Genomic DNA, 17,247 nt, shown 5'->3' on the forward strand with positions numbered 1-17,247 from the left:
GGTGTTCTCAGTAAAATTGCTCCAGCAGCTTCTCCAGCACGTCGGCGGTGCCCTTGCGCGGATTGCTGTCCATCAGCCGTTTGTAGGCCGCGCCCAGTTCGGCCACGCCGCGCAGTTCTTCCCGGTGGATGCCGTAGTTGGACAGGCCCTGCTTGATGCCCAGGTCGTCCATGAGGCTTACGAAGCCCGCGGCGGCGCTTTTGGCTTTTTCGCGCACCGAGGCCCCGGCCGGGGCGCTGCCCAGGATTTCGGCGATGACCGCGAATTTTTCGGGAGCGGCCAGGGCGTTGAAGCTCATGCCCATGGGCGCGCACACCGCCATCATCAGGCCGTGGGGGATGTGGTGCTCCGAGGGCACGGACATGCCCAGGGCGTGGATGATGCCGTTCTGGGTGTTGGAAAATCCCATGCCGCTGATGGCCGCGCCGTAGAGCATCTGCTCGCGCGCTTCCATATTGCCGCCGTTGGCGTAGACTTTGCGGATATTGTCGGAGATCATGCGCATGGCCTGGAGGTTCAGGGCGTCCGTGAAGGGCGTGGCGTGCAGGCTCACGTAGGACTCGATGCAGTGCACCAGGGCGTCCAGGCCGGTGATGGCCGTGTAAAAGGGCGGCAGGCCCGCGGTCAGCTCGGGGTCCAGCAGAACCACCTTGGCGTAGAGATAGTCGCTGACCGTGCCTTGCTTGGAATCGGTGATCGGGTCATTGAGCACCGCGTTGGAGGTCATTTCGCTGCCCGTGCCCGCCGTGGTGGGAATCAGGATGGTGGGCATGCAGGCCGAGGGCACCTTGTGCAGGCCGAAATAGCGGCTCATGGGGCCTTCGTGCACGGCCAGCAGGGCCGTGGCCTTGGTGCTGTCCAGGGCGCTGCCCCCGCCCAGGCCCACCAGCAGTTCCACCTTGTTCTGCCTGACCCAGGCGGCGGCCTTTTCAATGGACGCCGGGGTGGGGTCCAGCTCGGCCTGGTCATAGAGCAGGGCTTCCACGCCCGCGCCCTTGAGGGAAGCCATCAGAGGCGTATGGATGCCCGCGTCCACCAAGCCTTTGTCCGTGATCACGGCCACCGTGCGGCAGCCGAGGCGCAGAACCTCGTCACCCAGTTTCGCCGCGACGCCCCGGCCGTACACCACCCGCTCAACAGTTTGGAAACTCGAAAACATAGTCTTGCTCTCCTCCTGATACTGAAGTGATCCCGGCGGCAGGCTTTCCACCTTCCGGCGGTTTCCATCATGTTTTTGCTTTTTGGGTCCGTTTTTCTATCGCAAATGCGACACGCGTCTTTTTTTCGGAGAAAAGGTCGGAAACTGGCCATTAGAATAATTTCAAAAAGAAAGAGGCCCGCCCGGTCAGTTGCCGGGCGGGCCTCTCAGCCACTATAAAAACGGGTCTGCTTGGAGCGGTTTACCTTGGAAAATGACTCCGCTCTAATGGTTATAGGTCTGCAGCTCCAGCACCGGCAGGCTGAAATCCACCAGTATATTGGCAACACCGCCCTTGCCGTCGCCCAGCAGGGTCACTTCCGCTTCACGCGTTTCAGCCGCCACCACCTGCAGGAGTTCGGAGAGATTACGCGCCGTGACTTTTGTTTCGCGGCTTATCTTTCGGGTGTCGAACCAGGCGTAACTCATTCGATTCGGATTTTCCTTTTTATGCAGTTTTTCGATGCGGCCTTGCAGGCCTTGGGGACCATCAACCTTGAGGGCGGCCACGAAGTCAAGACGGACGCCGTCCGCCAGCATGGCCAGCATTTCAAATCCCATATCCCGCAAACTGTTGTTGACCGCCTCCAGTCGTTTGCCGGTATAGGCTTCCACGAGGCTTACGCGCACCAGAGCATCCCGGCGGAATTCCAGGCGCACGCTCCAGGGCAGTCCGGCAAAGTCGGCCTCAGGCAGCAGGACGTCCCCGGCGAAGTCGCCCTTGCCCGGCGCTGCTCCCGGCAGTTTCATGGCCTGCGCCCGTGGCAGGCCGAAGGTGTAGGAAGCGAAAAGCTTGGGCGCGGTCTGCTGCGGGGCGGCGCATTCCGATGCCGTGGCGCAGGTCCGGGCGGCGCTTGGCGCGGCATGGGCGCCCGCTGGCCGGAAGAGCATTCCGGCCAGAAGCAGGCAGCAGAGAATCGGCAGAATGGTGGTAACGCGCATGGGCACTCCGTGCGTTGCGGCGTGCACGGCGGAAATTTTCCACCGCGCACGGTATCTGCTTATTGTTTTAGATAATTGGGCAGCCAGGTCACGATGGCCGGGAACAGAATGATCAGGATAAGCCCCACCAACTGGCAGCCGATATACTGGAACATGCCCTTATAGATGTCATTCAGCGGCCAGTGCGGCAGGCTGCCCTTGATGAAGTAACAGGAAAGGGCCACAGGCGGCGAGAGCCAGGATGTCTGCAGGGTCACGGCCACCACCAGGCAGAACCAGAGCTTGTCGAACTGCATGGCTTCCACCACAGGGATAAGCAGCGGCACCAGAATAAGCACGATAGGCACCCACTCCATGGCCCAGCCCATGAAGAAGATGATGGCCATGATCAGAAACAGCATGAACATGGGGGCGATGTCCATGCCCAGCAGGGCGTTGGAAAGGGCCACGGCACCGCCCAGACGGGAAAAGACGGAACCGAAGAAGTTGCAGGAGGCGATCATGATCAGGATCATGGACGAAAGCAGGATGGTGCTGTGCAGGGCCTTGGCCAGCCCTTTCCAGGTGAACTTGCGGTAGACGATGACCAGAGCCAACGCGCCGAATGCGCCGCAGGCCGAAGCCTCGGTGGGCGTGGCGATGCCGCAGAGGATGCTGCCCAGGGTGGAGAAAATGAGGATGGCCAGGGGCACCGCGCCGATGAGCAGCTCCTTGAGTACGAGGGCCATGCTGGCGGCGCGTTCTTCTTTGGGCAGGGGCGGCCCGTACTGGGGCCAGATGGCGCACTTGATCAGCGAATAGGCGACGTAGATACCGGCCAGCAGAAGGCCGGGCAGGATGGCGGCGGCAAAAAGGTCCGTGATGGGCAGGCCCATGATGGGACCGAGCACCACCAGCATGATGCTGGGCGGAATGAGGATGCCCAGTGTTCCGGCGGCGGCTATGCAGCCCGCGCCCATGCGGATGTCGTAGCCGCTGCGGCGCATGGAGGGTTCGGCCATGATGCAGAGCAGGTTGACCGAAGAGCCCACAATACCCGTGGCCGCGGCAAAAATAGTGCCCGTCAGGCTGATGGCTCCATATAGGGAGCCGGGCAGGCGGGCCAGCAACAGTTGGAATGATCGGAACAGTCTGTCCATGAGCCCCGCGCCTTCCAGGAGATAACCCATGAGCAGAAAGAAGGGGATCGCACCCATGACCGGGTCGCTCATGACCTGCCAGAACTGGATGGTCAGCAAATGGAAGACCAATTTGCCGAAGCCGAGAAAACCGAACAGCAGTCCGCTGAAAATCATGGTGTAGGAAATGGGGAAGCCCGTGCAGAACAGGCCGAACATGGAGATGATGGACAGGACCGCCAGCATTTCATTTGATATATCCATGAGGGTGATCTCCTTCAGATGCCCTGACCGGCGGCTAGTCCTTGGCCTCGCCGAGTTGTTCGCTGTTCCAGAGGTTTTGGCCGGTTTTCCAGCGGTAATAACATTTGATCGCCTCAGAGATGCCCTGCAGCAGGGTCAGCGCCACACATACCGGAATAGCCATTTTGGCGGGCCAGATGACGGGCATCCACGGACTGGTGACGGAAACCTCGTTCTGGATGAAAGACTTCCAGGCATACGCGGTGGCGATATACAAAAAGACCAAATGCGCGGGGAAGAAGAAAATGATGTAGTTGGCCAGGTCCACGGCGGCTTTGGTTCTGACCGACCAGGAATGGTAGAAAAAATCCGTGCGGATGTGGTTGCCGGTCAGCAGGCAGTAGGGGGAGCCGAGCATGAAGTGGATGGCGTAGAGTATCATGGCCATGTCCATGGCCCAGATGGACGGCGCGGTGAAGACGTTGCGCATGATCACTTCGTACATCACGGAAAGCATCATGGGGATGGCCAGCCATGAGGTCAGCTTACCCACGCCGGTGTTGAACCTGTCCACGGCGGCGACGATTCTTTTGGGGCCCGGCGCTACCCGCGCCATGGCCAGTTCAAGCGATTGAGACATTGCGTCCTCCTGAAACAGTCCGGCATGCGCTTTTTCGCGCGGCGTCGGGTCGGGCTGAAGAGCTGACGACGCGTGCCGTCGGGCGCGCGCGGGGGCATGGGCTCCCGCGCGCCGGGCATGCGGTTTACTTGTAGTCGGTGATGATACCTTCATCCATGGCGGTTTTGCCCATCATGTAATACAGGCCGTTGGAGCGCACCTGGAAGGGCACGGTGAGCTTTGCCCAGGCGATCTGGGAGTCGTGCACCTTTTTGAAGAAAGGATCCTTGGTGTACTTGGCTATGACTGTGCGGGCCGCCTTCATGAAAGCGGGATAGTAGTCGGCCGGAGTTTCCTCGATGACCACGCCGTTTTCGCGTACCATCTTTTCCAGGGCCTCGGAGTTGACCTTGATGCCGTTGAGCAGCTGATCGGTGACGCAGGCCTTCATGGCCACGTTGACCACCATCTGGAGGTGTTTGGGCAGCGCTTCGAACCATGTCTTGTTGATATATACGTCGCCGATGGAAATGGCCTGGTGCAGGCCCTGCAGATAATAGTGCTTCCAGATTTCGGGGAAGCCCATCACAATATCTTCGCCGGGAGCGATCCATTCGGCCGCGTCAATGGCGCCGCGCTGGGCGGCGGGAATGATGTCGCCGCCGGCCATGGACACGACGGGCATGCCCATTTCCTTAAAAGCTTCCGCGGGCACGCCTGGAGGGGCGCGGAAGGTCAGCTTGTTGATCTGGGTGTGGGACGTGTATTTTTCATGGAACCAGCCGAAACATTCGGGGCCCATGGGCAATACGGGCCAGGACATCATGTCCAGCTTCAGGATGTCCTGATAATATTCGTTGAGCAGCTTGATGCCGTCGCCTTCGAACATCCAGGAAAGCTGCGCCATCTGGTCAAGGCCGTAGCCCAGACCGCCGATGGGGGCTGAAAAGAGCGTGCCCGCGGGATGCTTGCCCGAGGCCCAGTGCGTCCAGCACATGCCGCCGTTGACCAGGCCTTCGCTCACGGCGTCGAATATTTCGAAGTTTTTGACGATTGCGCCGTCGGCATACAGTTCGACCTTGATCTGGCCCTGAGAGAGTTCCTCAATGTTTTTCTTCAGACGTTCCAGCGTCTTGAAGTACATACTTGAGGTCGCCAGAGAGGTCTGGATTTTCAACTCGTAGGTCTTGGCCGATGCCGTGGAAAACCCGCAGGAAACCACCAGAGCCATGGCTAACAATACTAAATACAGCTTCTTCATGACAACTCCTCGTTTATGGGTTGATGGGCTAAATTATACAGTCTGCTTTGTTCCTCCTTTCGCGGGGCTTACCGCGTGGAATCCGGCCTTTTGCATTGTTGTTGAAGAAGAACAGCGTCCCTCCGTGGACTGTTATGATATGCGCCCATTAGGTGCGGTACAAACGAGACAAGGGAATCTTTAACGGTAAAATAGCTTTTCCCGAGTGCGCGCGATATCGCAAATGCGACATTGCAGGATTTTTTTTAGATGGAGGACGTGTAGACCTATGAATTTTCAAGCAATAACTATATATTATAATTGATCATATATAGATATGTATTTCTAGAGCGCTTTCATTGATTGCGGAATGTGGTTTGCTGTTTCACGGGCTATGGCGCGGGTCGCATCCGCGTCGCTGCCGACAAATAATCCCCGCATGGTATAGTGTTTATTGGGGTTGAAGACAGGCAATTGAATGAATGCCTCAATCATCGGATATTCATTCGATTGCCTTGGGGGTGAAGCCAGGGGCATTGCCTCGCTGCCGGAGCGGATATATTCTGTGATACATGGACGGCGCATTGCGCCGTCCGGACGAGACCTTCTATGCGCGGCCTGGCAGACTGCCAAAGCCGCAAGGAAAACACATGCCCTATCTCATCTTCAGCATATCCCGGCGCGCGCCCACGCTTTTTCTGCTGCTCTGGCTGGTTGTTCCGGCTATGGCGGCCGCAGCGGCCGCGTCCGACGAGGCAGCCATGAATACCGGACATCCCATGCCCCCGCTCAGCGAGCGGGAGGCTGACGTTTTGTTGCGCAAGGCCACAGAGGCCCCCTATACGGGCCGTTATCTCAACAATCACGCGGCGGGCACCTATATCTGCCGCCAGTGCGGCATGCCGCTCTACCACTCCGAGGACAAATTTGAATCCGGCTGCGGCTGGCCCAGTTTTGACGACGCCGTGCCCGGCGCGGTGCGCCGCGTGCCCGATGCCGACGGGCAGCGGGTGGAAATTCTCTGCGCGCATTGCGGCGGGCATCTGGGGCATGTTTTTGAAGGCGAAGGCTTCACGGACAAGAATACCCGCCATTGCGTCAATTCCCTGTCCATGAGTTTCGCGCCCGCGGGCAGCGAGGAGGAAAAGGCGGCCTTTGCCCGCGCCAAGGCCGTTGCGGCCTGCACGGGCACGGCCATTGTGGCCGGGGGGTGCTTCTGGGGGGTGGAGGATGCCTTCCACAAACTGCCCGGCGTCTGTGAGGCGGTTTCCGGCTATACGGGCGGACATGTCCCGGCGCCCGGCTATGAGGACGTCAGCCGGGGCGACACCGGGCACGCCGAGGCCGTGCGGGTGACCTTCGACCCGTCGAAAGTCACCTATGAGCAGGTTCTGCGCCGTTTTTTCGAGATCCACGATCCCACCCAGCTCAACCGCCAGGGTCCGGATGTGGGCGAGCAATACCGCTCGGCCGTTTTTTATCTGGATGAGGAACAGAAGGCCGTGGCCGAAAAGCTCATGGCCCGGCTCAGGGAGCTGGGCTACAAGGTGGTGACGCAATTACGCCCGGCCGGGGCTTTTTATGAGGCTGAAGCCTACCACCAGCGCTTCGCGGAGCGCACCGGCCGAGGAGCCTGCCATCTGGCGGTGCCGCGTTTCGAGCGCCGTGCCGACGGCAGTCCGGTGGAATAGCTGAAACATTGAAGCCCTCGCGATCCGTCATCGCGAGGGCTTTTTTGACATGAAGATATAGTGGCACCAAAAGAGATCGGGAGCTGATTACCGGCTGACCCTTTCCATCCTGTCGTAGACATTCCGCATTCGCAACACCAGATTGGACGCCTGCTCAAGGAGGCAGCCCAGGCTGGCAATGACATAGCCTTTTACGCGCACGTCATGGTGCGTGCTTTTCATTATTTTGACCACGCCCACCAGGAGCATATAGGTTTCCGCCAGCAGGTCGCGAAAATCTTTCGCGCTGTATTGTTTCAAAAGGTTACGCTCGTGCTGCACCGCTCCCGCTGAAAGGTAGTAGCAGCGGGTTTCGCCGTCCGAATCCGGGCCGGGACGCGGGGTGAGCCCGCTGCCCTGTACTGCCGGTTCATACATGGCAAACAGGTCCTGGGCGGCGGTCTGGAATCTTGCGATCCGTTCCGCCAGTTCGGAATGGCTCTGAGAAGGGGGCGTTGGCGACTGCGGCTGCGGAGCAGCGCTCGAGAAATGATGGGGCATAAGGCAGCTCGTGGGGTTTCACGTTGGCGTTGCCTTACGATGAGCAACGCCGGGTGGTCGTAACCGCCCACGAGCGGCTTGTGGTTTTTAGCCTTTCGGCCTGGACATGACCACAACACCCGGCAATAGATAGCCAGTAGCGCCAACCAAAGGGCGCAAAAAAGCCATACTGTCGGGATGGTAACCGTCGTGAGAGGTGTTACGACACACCTTGAACCCAGCTTAGACATAGAAAAAATAGCCGTCAAGTGCATAGCCCCCCAAGGGCATTCTGTTCTCCATCCGTTGTTTTATTTTGCCCTCCGGGCACGGAGACGTTACGCCTCCCGGCGTTAGGGCCGCCTCCGGCGTGGCAGGGGCCGGGGGCGGCCCCCCCAGGCCCCTTGCAACCCCTGCCCCCGCGTGATTGCCGTAACACGCTGACGCGGAGTCCCACGGGTCTTGCTCGCGTGGCTCGCTGCGCCCCGAAATCGCCGCGTGCCAATATCCAACGGCTGAACATCTCCTTCTCAACGACCGTCAGTAGATGGTATTGCGCGGCGCGGAGGGAGATCGCCTGAGCGTTGCGAAGGAAGCTCCCGCAGCAAATGCCGCGCAGCCTCATGCTCCAGCCGTTGCGACGCAGGAGCTTGATCCGTAACACGGCTTCGCCGTGAACGGCTCAAGCAAGCCGCTGACGCGGCAACGGCTTGCGTAACCCGCCCCCCGCCCGCGCCGGAGGCGGCCCAAGCCGGAGCGAAGCGAGAAGCCCTCATGCCCGCAGGGCGCGCTAAACCCATCAGGGCGACAAGCCCACTGTTGGAAATAAAAAAGCGAGGCCTTCTTCCGGGGAAGAAGGCCTCTTTGATCATCCGCAACAGCGGATTACGGCGTTTCGTTTACTTGTAGGAAGGGATGGGGGTCTGAACCATCTTCAGGAACTTGTTGGTGGCGTACTTGCCGTCGTGAACCTTCTTGGCTTCCTCGGGGGTGATGCGGCCCACGGTGGTGAAGAATTCGGCGATTTCGCCCTGCCACTTCTGAGCCGGGCTCTGGCCCTTGGAGTCGTCAAACATGACCAGCTGTTCTTCCAGGTTGTACACGGGGTGCTTCTGGATGTCCTTCAGGGCCAGCTCCTTGGCATAGTCCTTGCCGGCCCATTCCAGGAAGAAACGACGGTATTCGGGCACCAGGCTCTCGGCGCTTTCCTTCTGGAGCATGTTCACGGCGCGCAGGTAAATGCCCAGGAATTTGGCGGTGATCTCAGGATGGGCATTGGCATACTTGGCATCGGCGATCAGCACGATGGGGTTGCCCTTTTTGCACATCTTGAGGTCGGCGGCCAGCACGCCGCCCTTGTCCATGGCCAGGAAGAGGTGCGGCGCCCACAGGGCCACGCCGTCGCCGATGTTGTTTTCAAACGCGCCCACGGCCTGGGCCTGGTCCATGTTCTTGATGACCACGTCGCTGTCCTTGAGGCCCAGCACGTTCAGCCAGGAGGAAAGGGCGTAGTGGGCGGAGCTCACGGTGGTGACCAGGAAGGTCTTGCCCTTCACGGTCTCGGGGCTGCCCAGCACGTCGGGGTAGTCTTTGTTCCAGCCCTTGACTTTGGAGATGGGGCTGTCCTTGCGGACAACCACGCCGTTGGTCATGGATTCATCGTTGCCGTTGGCAATGATGATGGTGTCGTAACGCAGGTTGCCCAGCATGGCGGGCACGGCGCCCATGCCCGCGAAGACCCATTCGCCGGAGGGCAGAGCGTTCAGAATGTCGGCGCCGGAGTTGAAGTATTTGATTTCAACGTCCAGACCGGCTTCTTTATCCCAGCCTTTTTCCTTGGCATACCACATCAGGAAGGTTTCGTGCTCGTCCATCCACGCGGTGGGCACTTTCACCAGTTTCCCGGCGGCCATGGCGGCGCCGGAGATGCTCAGAACAAACACGGCGGCCATTGCCAGGGCAATCCATTTTTTCAACATACTCGTCCTCCAGAATAACGGTTAATCCGGGTGGTCGCGCTTGCGCGCGTTCCGTACAGTCCGGACGCGGGCCGTCTACGGCTACGGCTATAACCCTTTACCCATGTTATGTAGCAGCTCCGAAGAGCTTCCGTCCGTAAGGCGTGCTGTTTTCTGGTCGGGCCGGGGCGCGTTTTCGCTTTCGCCGTCCGCCGGGACATGCCCCAGAGCCTGTTCCGCGGCGACCTGCCTCTGTCTGGTTATGGCTAAAGCATAGCAGGTGCGCAGGCGGTAGGCAAGATATTGCAGCAGGCAGCCGGCTCCGGCCAGAAGCAGGCTCACAATCCAGTGGGTTCCGGCCAGCCACGCGCCGAAAGCCGCCAGGCAGAGCAGCAGGCCGCCCAGCCGCCGCGCAAGCACGCGGCGGTAGATGCTTGCGACGGCTTCGGGGCTGTCCGCCTGTGCATCCGTCTGCCCGTCCATCTGCTTGTCCATCCGCCCGCCCGTCCGGGCCGGGCCCGAGGCTGGCGGTTCGCCGCGTCCGGCGAGCCGCCCGCAGAGCGCGCGCACCGCCAGCCAGACGGCAACGGCGCCCACAGTGCCCGCCAGCAGATTGAACATCAGGGTGGCTGTGCTCATGCCTGTTTCCTCAGAGAATCAGTTCGGTGTTGGCGATGATCTCTTCGCGCAGTTCCAGCAGTTCCATGGAAGTGTGCTCGCGCGGACGGGGCAGATTGATGGTGTACTCCGTCTTGATGGTGCCGGGCAGCTTGCCTTCCATCAGCACGATGCGGTCGCCCAGGAAGAGCGCTTCGTCGATGTTGTTGGTGACGAAGAGCACCGTGCGTTTGTCCTGTTCCCAGATGCGGGCGGTTTCCACCTGCATGTACATGCGGGTCTGGGCGTCGAGCTGGCCGAAGGGTTCGTCCAGAAGCATGACCTTGGGCGAGTTGGCATAGGCCCGTGCGATGCCCACGCGCTGCTTCATGCCGCCCGACAACTGGTGGGGGTAGTGGTTTTCAAAACCTTCCAGGCCCACCATCTTGATGTAATGGTTCGCGATGTTGTGACGCTCGGCCGCGGGCACATTGCGCAGCTTGAGGCCCAGCTCCACGTTGTCGCGCACGGTTTTCCAGGCGAAGAGCATGTAGCTCTGGAAGACGATGCCGCGGTCCGGCCCGGGGCCGGTGATCGGCTCGCCGTCCAGGGTGACGTAGCCCTTGTCCGGGATTTCCAGGCCCGCGATGATCTTCAGCAGGGTGGACTTGCCGCTCTGGCCGGGGCCGAGCACCACCAGGAACTCGTTTTCATAGACGTCCAGGGTAATGTCCTTGATGACCGGCACTTCCTGGTTGCCCTTCTGGATGAAGGTCTTGCTGATGTCCTCGCAGTGGATTTTCAGAACCGGAGGACATTTGGCGTTCTGTTGGCTCATGTGTCTATCCTTCTGTCGCTTAGACGTTGTCGATGCTGCGCTTCCAGGGGCAGAGCTTGCGCTCGAGAAGGGAGACGCCCAGAGAGCTGATCCAGGCCGCCGCCGCGATGAGCAGCATGCCGCTGAGGACCAGGGAGGGATTGTGCGTGTCCATGCCGCGCTTGATCAGGAAGCCCAGACCGTCGCGGGAGTTCATCAGTTCGGCGGCCAGCACGCAGGTCCAGGCCGCGCTGAGCGAGATCTGCAGGCCCGCGAAAACCGCCGGAAAGGAGGCCGGGAAGCAGACGTGGAAGATTTCGTCCCGGCGCTTGCCGCCGAGCACGCGGATGACGTCGTACAGGTCCGGGTCCACCAGGCGCACGCCGTTGTAAGCGTTCAGCAGGCAGGGCACGAAGGTGCCGATGATGATGATGAAGACCTTGGAGAATTCGCCGATGCCGAACCACAAAATGGCGATGGACACCCAGGCGATGGGCGGCATGGGCTTGAACAGGTCGAAGAGCGGCTTGACGATGCCGTGGACTGTTTTGTTCAAAGCCATGAACAGGCCCAAGGGCACGGCCACGACGCTGGCCAGGATAAAGCCGATGATGACGCGCTGGAAGCTGGCCCAGATGTGGCCCCAGAGGTTGGTGCCCGCGAATTTCATGCCGGTCAGGCGGATCATCTGATCCAGCACCTGGGCGGGCGTGGCCAGGGAGTCGCGGAAGATTTTTTCAGCCGCGGTCCAGTGCCAGAGCGAGAAAAAGGCCACAATGGACACGCAATACAGGAAGTACGTGTTAGTAATCAGTTTATAGAGCGTAAACCGTCCGCGTTCAGCCGCATGGTCGACGGTTTCGTTGGCAATGGATGAAGACGCCATGAATTACCTCCTGATGCCGGCCAGCAGCCTCTTTTCGATATAGTCGATGATGATCCCGATGATGGCGCCGGAAACGCCCACGCAGATCATGCCGAGCACGATCAGGTCAGGCCGGGCCACGCGTCCGCCCATGGTGATGAGGAAGCCCAGGCCGGAGTCGGCGGCCAGCAGTTCCGCGCCCACCAGGTTGGTCCAGCAGTAGGCCAGAGCAAGCTGGAGCGCGCCGAAAACCATGGGCAGCGAGGACGGGATGCACAACTGGGTGAAAATCTGCCAGTCATTGGCCCCGTAGGTTCTGGCCATCTGGATCAGCACCGGGCTGGTCATGCGCACGCCCACGTAGGCGTTGATCACGCAGGGCACAATGCCCGCGATCCAGATGATGAACACCTTGCCGGTCAGACCGATGCCGAACCAGAACACGGTGAGGGGAATCCACGCGATGGGCGGGATGGGCCGGATGAGTTCGAAAATGGGGCGGAACAGGCCTTCGGCCACTTTGAACCAGCCCATGGCCAGGCCCAGGGGCAGGCCCACCAGCAGCGCCAGCACGTAGCCGATGGCGGCTTCCTGCAAGCTGGTCTTGAAGTGGGTCGCCATCACGGCGCCGTCGGGGTTGGGGTTGGTCAGTTTGTCTATGAAGGCGTCGAAAACCTGGCTGGGAGCGGCCAGCAGAGTCTGGGGAATCATGCCCGAGCGCACCGCGGTTTCCCAGATAAGGAAAAAGGCGATAATGCTGATATAGGGGAGCGCTCGAAGCAGAGGCGGTTCTTTTACAACGACAGTCTGATAAGCCATAACATCCTCCGGGCTGCGTTGGTATGGTCAGGCGCGCGCCTCACCACCAGCGGATAAGTTCCGTGACCTGCCTGCGCAGCTCCACAAATCTGGGATCAATAAGTTTGCGGGGGCGGGGCAGGTCCACCTGGATTTCCGCCTTGACCTTGGTGGGCTTGTTGGTCAGCACCAGAATGCGTTCGGCCACGTACACGGCCTCCTCGATATTGTGCGTGACGAAGAGGATGGTGCTGTTCAGCTTTTGCCAGAGATTGACCAGCTCGTCTTCAAGGTAGAAACGCAGCTTCACGTCCAACTGTCCGTATGGCTCGTCCATGAGCAGCAGATCGGGGTTCACGGCGAAAGCGCGCGACACCGCGATGCGCTGCATCATGCTGGCTGAAACCTGGTTGGGATAGAGGTCGGCGCAGGAGGAAAGGCCGACAAGATCCATGATGTCCGAGGCGCGCTGTTCGCGCTCAGCTTTGGGAACCCCTTTGACTTCCATGCCGTAAGCCACATTTTCGCGCACGGTGCGCCAGGGCAGGCAGGTGGGTTCCTGAAAGACGTAGGCGATGTTGTGTTTTTTGGGATTGGCTTCCTGCCCGTCGATGAGGATATCGCCCTCCGTGGCGGGCATCAGCTTGGACAGGCAGTTCAGAAATGTGGTCTTACCGCAACCGGTGGGACCGACGATGGCCAGTAACTCCCCTTTTTTGATGGTGAAGTTGATGCCATCAAGAACGGTGAGAGCGCCAAAACGTTTGGTGAGATTATTCACCCGGATTTTGACGTCAGCTTCTTCCTGACAGGGCACTGGCAGCTCCTTGCGTTGACGTGAGGGACTCCGTGGGACTCCTTTGTGAACCCCGGTTGGGGTTTTGCCTCAAACCGGTAAGCTGTAAACTAAGAAAGAGTAAAATTTCACTATACGTACTTCTACCGCGTCCATATCCCCGGCATAGGGGGCGCGACGGGCGCGGAAGTGCCCGTTGCAACGCGGCGATGCCTTTATTTCCCTTGTCAGATGGGAACAACATACGGGTTTATTTGAGCATTGTCACCTCTCTTTGGGTTTTTGCAGAAAAATTTGTGAAAGATGGCACATGTTTTATGACGCCATTGCGGCCGTGCCAGCCGCGAGGGCGGAGCGGCATCTGCCGCTCCGCCATTGATCCTGTTTGTGTCAGCGCGCCATGGCCAGCAGCTTGTCCAGGCTGGCTCCGGCGTCGCCCAGCAGCAAGGTGACGCCGGGCTTGGTATAGAGGGGGTTGTCCACGCCCGCGTAACCGGGCTTTTCGTCATAGTTGCAGATGATCACGGCCTTGGCCCTGTCCGCTTCCAGAATGGGCATGCCGTAAATGGGGGTGCCTTCGGCGGTGTTGGCCGCCGGGTTGACCACGTCGTTGGCGCCCACAATGATCACCAGATCCGCGTCCGCGAACATGGGATTGACCGTGTCCATTTCCAGCAGATGCTCGTAATCCACATTGGCTTCGGCCAGAAGCACGTTCATATGGCCGGGCATGCGGCCCGCCACGGGATGGATGGCGTAATTGACCGTGGCGCCGCGTTCCTCCAGCACATCGGCCAGTTGCTTGACCTTGTGCTGGGCCTGGGCCAGGGCCATGCCGTAGCCGGGCACGATGATCACGTTCTTGGCGGTCTTGAGCGCCTGTGTGGCGTCCTGGGCTTCCGCCTTTTCCGACGCCGCCTCGGCAGACGCGGCGGGCGCCGCGCCCGATGCGAGCTTGACCAGGTTGCCCACGGTCTGGGCGGCGTCGCCCAGCATCATGATTACGCCGGGCTTGGTGTAAAGCGGGTTGTCCACGCCCGCGTAACCGGGCTTTTCATCATAGTTGCAGATGATCACGGCCTTGGCCCTGTCCGCTTCCAGAATGGGCATGCCGTAAATAGGGGTGCCTTCGGCGGTGTTGGCCGCCGGGTTGACCACGTCGTTTGCGCCCACGATGACCACCAGATCCGCGTCCGCGAACATGGGATTGACCGTGTCCATTTCCAGCAGATGCTCGTAATCCACGTTGGCCTCGGCCAGGAGCACGTTCATGTGGCCGGGCATGCGGCCCGCCACGGGATGGATGGCGTAGTCGACTTCGGCGCCGCGTTCTTCCAGCGCGTCGGCCAGTTGCTTGACCTTGTGCTGGGCCTGGGCCAGGGCCATGCCGTAGCCGGGCACGATGATCACCTTCTTGGCCGTGGTCAGCAGGCGGGCGGCCTCCGAGTCGGCGTCTTTGGCGGGCTCGGCCTGGGCGGCGGCAGCGGAAGCGGGAACCTGTCCGGCGGCGTAACCGGCCAGCGCGCCCACGGTCTGGGCGGCGTCGCCCAGCATCATGATTACGCCGGGCTTGGTGTAAAGCGGGTTGTCCACACCGGCGTAACCGGGCTTTTCATCGTAGTTGCAGACGATCACGGCCTTGGCCTTGTCCACTTCCAGAATGGGCATGCCGTAAATGGGGGTGCCTTCGGCGGTGTTGGCCGCCGGGTTGACCACGTCGTTGGCGCCGATGATGATGGCCAGATCGGCATCCGGGAACATGGGATTGACCGTGTCCATTTCCAGCAGGTGCTCGTAATCCACATTGGCTTCGGCCAGGAGCACGTTCATATGGCCGGGCATGCGGCCCGCCACGGGATGGATGGCGTAATTGACCTTGGCGCCTCTGGCCTCCAGGGCGTCGGCCAGTTGCTTGACCTTGTGCTGGGCCTGGGCCAGGGCCATGCCGTAGCCGGGCACAATGATCACGTTCTTGGCCGTGGTCAGCAGTCGGGCGGCCTCGGCGGCGGTATCCGCAGCGCCCGTTTCGGCCGGAGCGGCGGCTGCGGAAGCGGGAGCCTGTCCGGCAGCGTAACCGGCCAGCGCGCCCACGGTCTTGGCCGCGTCGCCCAGCAGCATGTACACGCCGGGCTTGGTGTAAAGCGGGTTGGGCACCCCGGCGTAGCCGGGCTTTTCATCATAGTTGCAGATGATCACGGCCTTGGCCTTGTCCGCTTCCAGAATGGGCATGCCGTAAATGGGGGTGCCTTCGGCGGTGTTGGCCGCCGGGTTGACCACGTCGTTTGCGCCCACGATGACCACCAGATCCGCGTCCGCGAACATGGGATTGACCGTGTCCATTTCCAGCAGGTGCTCGTAATCCACATTGGCTTCGGCCAGAAGCACGTTCATGTGGCCGGGCATGCGGCCCGCCACGGGATGAATGGCGTAATTGACCTTGGCGCCTCTGGCTTCCAGGGCGTCGGCCAGCTGTTTGACCTTGTGCTGGGCCTGGGCCAGGGCCATGCCGTAGCCGGGTACGATGATCACGTTCTTGGCCGTGGTCAGCAGCTTGGCGATTTCAGCGTCCTTCTGCGCGGCGGCCTGAGCGGGCTGCGCGGCCTTGGGGGTCTGGGACGCGGGCGCTTTGGCGGCGGCTGCCGCCCGGACGCCGGATTTGCCGGCCACGGAGGATTGGCCCAGCAGGATGGGCATCAGCTTGCGGTTCATGGCCTTGCACATGACGCGGGTGAGCATCAGACCGGCGGAACCCACAATGCCGCCCACGGCGATGAGCAGCGGGTCGGACACGGCGAAACCGGCGATGGCGCAGGAAATGCCGCCCATGGAGTTGAGCAGGGAAATGGTGATGGGCATGTCCGCGCCGCCTACCCGGATGGTGAAGACGATGCCGAACAGCGCGCCGGTGGCGAACATCACAAAGATGAAGAACCAGGGAAGGAACGTCGGCGCAATGTTGTAAATGCACAGGGCAACGAGCATGATGCCCAGCAGGATGTTGATGATCCGGCTGTGGTTGGAGAGCACGATGGGCCGCTGCGGCAGCAGCTGGTGCAGTTTGCCCGCCGCCACAAAGGAGCCCGCGATGGTCGTCATGCCCGAGCAGAGAGCGAGACAGGCGTCAATGCGATGGAATGCGGAGGGCGTGCCCACATCCGTCAGCATGATCAGGCCCACCAGGGCCGCGGCGCCGCCGCCGAAGCCGTGCAGGAAGGCCACCAGCTGGGGCATCTGGATCATCTTGACCTTGTTGGACAGGAACAGGCCGAAGGCCGTGCCCAATGCTATCGCCACCCAGAGGGTCGGAGAGCCGAGCGAATTGTCCTTGTACATGGTGATGAGAATGGCGCAGGCCATGGCCGCGGCGCTGAGGATATTGCCGCGCACGGCCGTCTTGACGTTGCTCATCAGGTTCAGGCCGTACAGGATGGCCAGAGCAAGTACGGCGGCAATGACGTTGTAAAGTAAGGTGCTCATTTCGCAGACAACTCTCTATTTTTCAGGGGTCATTCGGGACGGCGGCGAAAAGAGTCCGCTAGCGCTTTTTCCCCGCGATCATCTTCAACATCTTGTGGGTGATGTCGAAGCCGCCAAAAACGTTGGTGACGGCCAGCGCGATGCCGCAGCCGCCCAGGAACGCGCCCAGGGGGGTGGTGGCAAGATGGGTGGCCGTCAGGGCGCCCAGAATGATGACCCCGTCGAGCGCATTCATGCTGGACATCAACGGCGTATGCAAAAGGCTGGGAATATGGCTGAGTACCTTGTAGCCGATGACCAGCGCGGCAACAAAGACCAGTAAAAGAATGAACATGCTCAAGAGGGCTGCCTCCGCAAGTTAAAAATCTC

Annotated in this window: 16 protein-coding genes; 1 reads left to right on the top strand and 15 read right to left on the bottom strand. The window is 60.7% G+C overall.

Translation table 11 applies throughout. The annotated features are described in order from the left end of the window. Positions 1-7: 7 nt before the first annotated feature. From AXF13_RS01465 to AXF13_RS16370, 6 genes are all read right to left on the bottom strand, one after another. The gene (locus AXF13_RS01465; protein WP_062251379.1) at positions 8-1,159 is read right to left on the bottom strand and encodes an iron-containing alcohol dehydrogenase; all 1,152 of its coding nucleotides are present in this window, start codon (positions 1,157-1,159) and stop codon (positions 8-10) included. A gap of 264 nt (positions 1,160-1,423) precedes the next feature. Further along, complete coding sequence (locus AXF13_RS01470; protein WP_062251380.1) at positions 1,424-2,140, bottom strand: hypothetical protein; 717 nt, start codon at positions 2,138-2,140, stop codon at positions 1,424-1,426. Positions 2,141-2,199: 59 nt separating this feature from the next. Continuing rightward, positions 2,200-3,522, bottom strand: coding sequence for a TRAP transporter large permease (locus AXF13_RS01475; protein WP_009303531.1), 1,323 nt, complete (start codon positions 3,520-3,522; stop codon positions 2,200-2,202). A 34-nt stretch (positions 3,523-3,556) separates the two neighbouring features. Beyond that, complete coding sequence (locus AXF13_RS01480) at positions 3,557-4,141, bottom strand: TRAP transporter small permease subunit (RefSeq protein WP_062251381.1); 585 nt, start codon at positions 4,139-4,141, stop codon at positions 3,557-3,559. Positions 4,142-4,265: 124 nt separating this feature from the next. Further along, positions 4,266-5,381: a TRAP transporter substrate-binding protein gene (locus AXF13_RS01485; protein ID WP_009303533.1), complete on the bottom strand. Its 1,116-nt coding sequence runs from the start codon at positions 5,379-5,381 to the stop codon at positions 4,266-4,268. 324 nt (positions 5,382-5,705) lie between these two features. Further along, complete coding sequence (locus tag AXF13_RS16370; protein ID WP_150116049.1) at positions 5,706-5,945, bottom strand: hypothetical protein; 240 nt, start codon at positions 5,943-5,945, stop codon at positions 5,706-5,708. Between the two features lie 65 nt (positions 5,946-6,010). Here AXF13_RS16370 and AXF13_RS01490 point away from each other — a divergent pair, with 65 nt between their 5' ends. Next, complete coding sequence (locus AXF13_RS01490) at positions 6,011-7,051, top strand: bifunctional methionine sulfoxide reductase B/A protein (protein WP_223299952.1); 1,041 nt, start codon at positions 6,011-6,013, stop codon at positions 7,049-7,051. A gap of 87 nt (positions 7,052-7,138) precedes the next feature. On the opposite strand, the gene AXF13_RS16980 is transcribed toward AXF13_RS01490, so the two are convergent. The 9 genes from AXF13_RS16980 to AXF13_RS01535 all read right to left on the bottom strand — a co-directional run bounded on the left by AXF13_RS16980 (position 7,139) and on the right by AXF13_RS01535 (position 17,212). Then, positions 7,139-7,591: an ATPase gene (locus AXF13_RS16980; RefSeq protein WP_190276365.1), complete on the bottom strand. Its 453-nt coding sequence runs from the start codon at positions 7,589-7,591 to the stop codon at positions 7,139-7,141. An 878-nt stretch (positions 7,592-8,469) separates the two neighbouring features. After that, a complete protein-coding gene (locus AXF13_RS01500) occupies positions 8,470-9,549 on the bottom strand; it encodes an ABC transporter substrate-binding protein (protein WP_008685273.1) in 1,080 nt (359 codons plus the stop codon). Positions 9,550-9,636: 87 nt separating this feature from the next. Continuing rightward, positions 9,637-10,167, bottom strand: coding sequence for a hypothetical protein (locus tag AXF13_RS01505; protein ID WP_062251382.1), 531 nt, complete (start codon positions 10,165-10,167; stop codon positions 9,637-9,639). 10 nt (positions 10,168-10,177) lie between these two features. Beyond that, positions 10,178-10,963 carry an ABC transporter ATP-binding protein gene (locus AXF13_RS01510; protein ID WP_062251383.1) on the bottom strand — a complete coding sequence of 262 codons (786 nt, stop codon included), beginning with the start codon at positions 10,961-10,963 and terminating at the stop codon, positions 10,178-10,180. 19 nt (positions 10,964-10,982) lie between these two features. Continuing rightward, positions 10,983-11,828 (bottom strand): ABC transporter permease, encoded by an 846-nt coding sequence (locus tag AXF13_RS01515; protein ID WP_008685276.1) that lies wholly within the window; start codon positions 11,826-11,828, stop codon positions 10,983-10,985. A gap of 3 nt (positions 11,829-11,831) precedes the next feature. Next, positions 11,832-12,626 (bottom strand): ABC transporter permease, encoded by a 795-nt coding sequence (locus AXF13_RS01520; protein WP_008685277.1) that lies wholly within the window; start codon positions 12,624-12,626, stop codon positions 11,832-11,834. 40 nt (positions 12,627-12,666) lie between these two features. Further along, entirely contained in the window at positions 12,667-13,422 is a 756-nt protein-coding gene (locus AXF13_RS01525) for an ABC transporter ATP-binding protein (RefSeq protein WP_008685278.1), read from the bottom strand. A gap of 369 nt (positions 13,423-13,791) precedes the next feature. Next, a complete protein-coding gene (locus AXF13_RS01530; RefSeq protein WP_062251384.1) occupies positions 13,792-16,878 on the bottom strand; it encodes an NAD(P)(+) transhydrogenase (Re/Si-specific) subunit beta in 3,087 nt (1,028 codons plus the stop codon). A 58-nt stretch (positions 16,879-16,936) separates the two neighbouring features. Further along, entirely contained in the window at positions 16,937-17,212 is a 276-nt protein-coding gene (locus AXF13_RS01535; RefSeq protein WP_020990346.1) for an NAD(P) transhydrogenase subunit alpha part 2, read from the bottom strand. Positions 17,213-17,247 lie beyond the last annotated feature (35 nt).

Origin of the sequence: Desulfovibrio fairfieldensis, assembly GCF_001553605.1 — a bacterium.
GTDB lineage: Bacteria > Desulfobacterota > Desulfovibrionia > Desulfovibrionales > Desulfovibrionaceae > Desulfovibrio > Desulfovibrio fairfieldensis.

Excerpts from the sequence above, each read along its gene's own strand:
- AXF13_RS01465 (WP_062251379.1), bottom strand. The coding sequence starts at position 1,159 with ATGTTTTCGAGTTTCCAAACTGTTGAGCGGGTGGTGTACGGCCGGGGC.
- AXF13_RS01470 (WP_062251380.1), bottom strand. The coding sequence starts at position 2,140 with ATGCGCGTTACCACCATTCTGCCGATTCTCTGCTGCCTGCTTCTGGCC.
- AXF13_RS01475 (WP_009303531.1), bottom strand. The coding sequence starts at position 3,522 with ATGGATATATCAAATGAAATGCTGGCGGTCCTGTCCATCATCTCCATG.
- AXF13_RS01480 (WP_062251381.1), bottom strand. The coding sequence starts at position 4,141 with ATGTCTCAATCGCTTGAACTGGCCATGGCGCGGGTAGCGCCGGGCCCC.
- AXF13_RS01485 (WP_009303533.1), bottom strand. The coding sequence starts at position 5,381 with ATGAAGAAGCTGTATTTAGTATTGTTAGCCATGGCTCTGGTGGTTTCC.
- AXF13_RS16370 (WP_150116049.1), bottom strand. The coding sequence starts at position 5,945 with ATGCGCCGTCCATGTATCACAGAATATATCCGCTCCGGCAGCGAGGCA.
- AXF13_RS01490 (WP_223299952.1), top strand. The coding sequence starts at position 6,011 with ATGCCCTATCTCATCTTCAGCATATCCCGGCGCGCGCCCACGCTTTTT.
- AXF13_RS16980 (WP_190276365.1), bottom strand. The coding sequence starts at position 7,591 with ATGCCCCATCATTTCTCGAGCGCTGCTCCGCAGCCGCAGTCGCCAACG.
- AXF13_RS01500 (WP_008685273.1), bottom strand. The coding sequence starts at position 9,549 with ATGTTGAAAAAATGGATTGCCCTGGCAATGGCCGCCGTGTTTGTTCTG.
- AXF13_RS01505 (WP_062251382.1), bottom strand. The coding sequence starts at position 10,167 with ATGAGCACAGCCACCCTGATGTTCAATCTGCTGGCGGGCACTGTGGGC.
- AXF13_RS01510 (WP_062251383.1), bottom strand. The coding sequence starts at position 10,963 with ATGAGCCAACAGAACGCCAAATGTCCTCCGGTTCTGAAAATCCACTGC.
- AXF13_RS01515 (WP_008685276.1), bottom strand. The coding sequence starts at position 11,828 with ATGGCGTCTTCATCCATTGCCAACGAAACCGTCGACCATGCGGCTGAA.
- AXF13_RS01520 (WP_008685277.1), bottom strand. The coding sequence starts at position 12,626 with ATGGCTTATCAGACTGTCGTTGTAAAAGAACCGCCTCTGCTTCGAGCG.
- AXF13_RS01530 (WP_062251384.1), bottom strand. The coding sequence starts at position 16,878 with ATGAGCACCTTACTTTACAACGTCATTGCCGCCGTACTTGCTCTGGCC.
- AXF13_RS01535 (WP_020990346.1), bottom strand. The coding sequence starts at position 17,212 with ATGTTCATTCTTTTACTGGTCTTTGTTGCCGCGCTGGTCATCGGCTAC.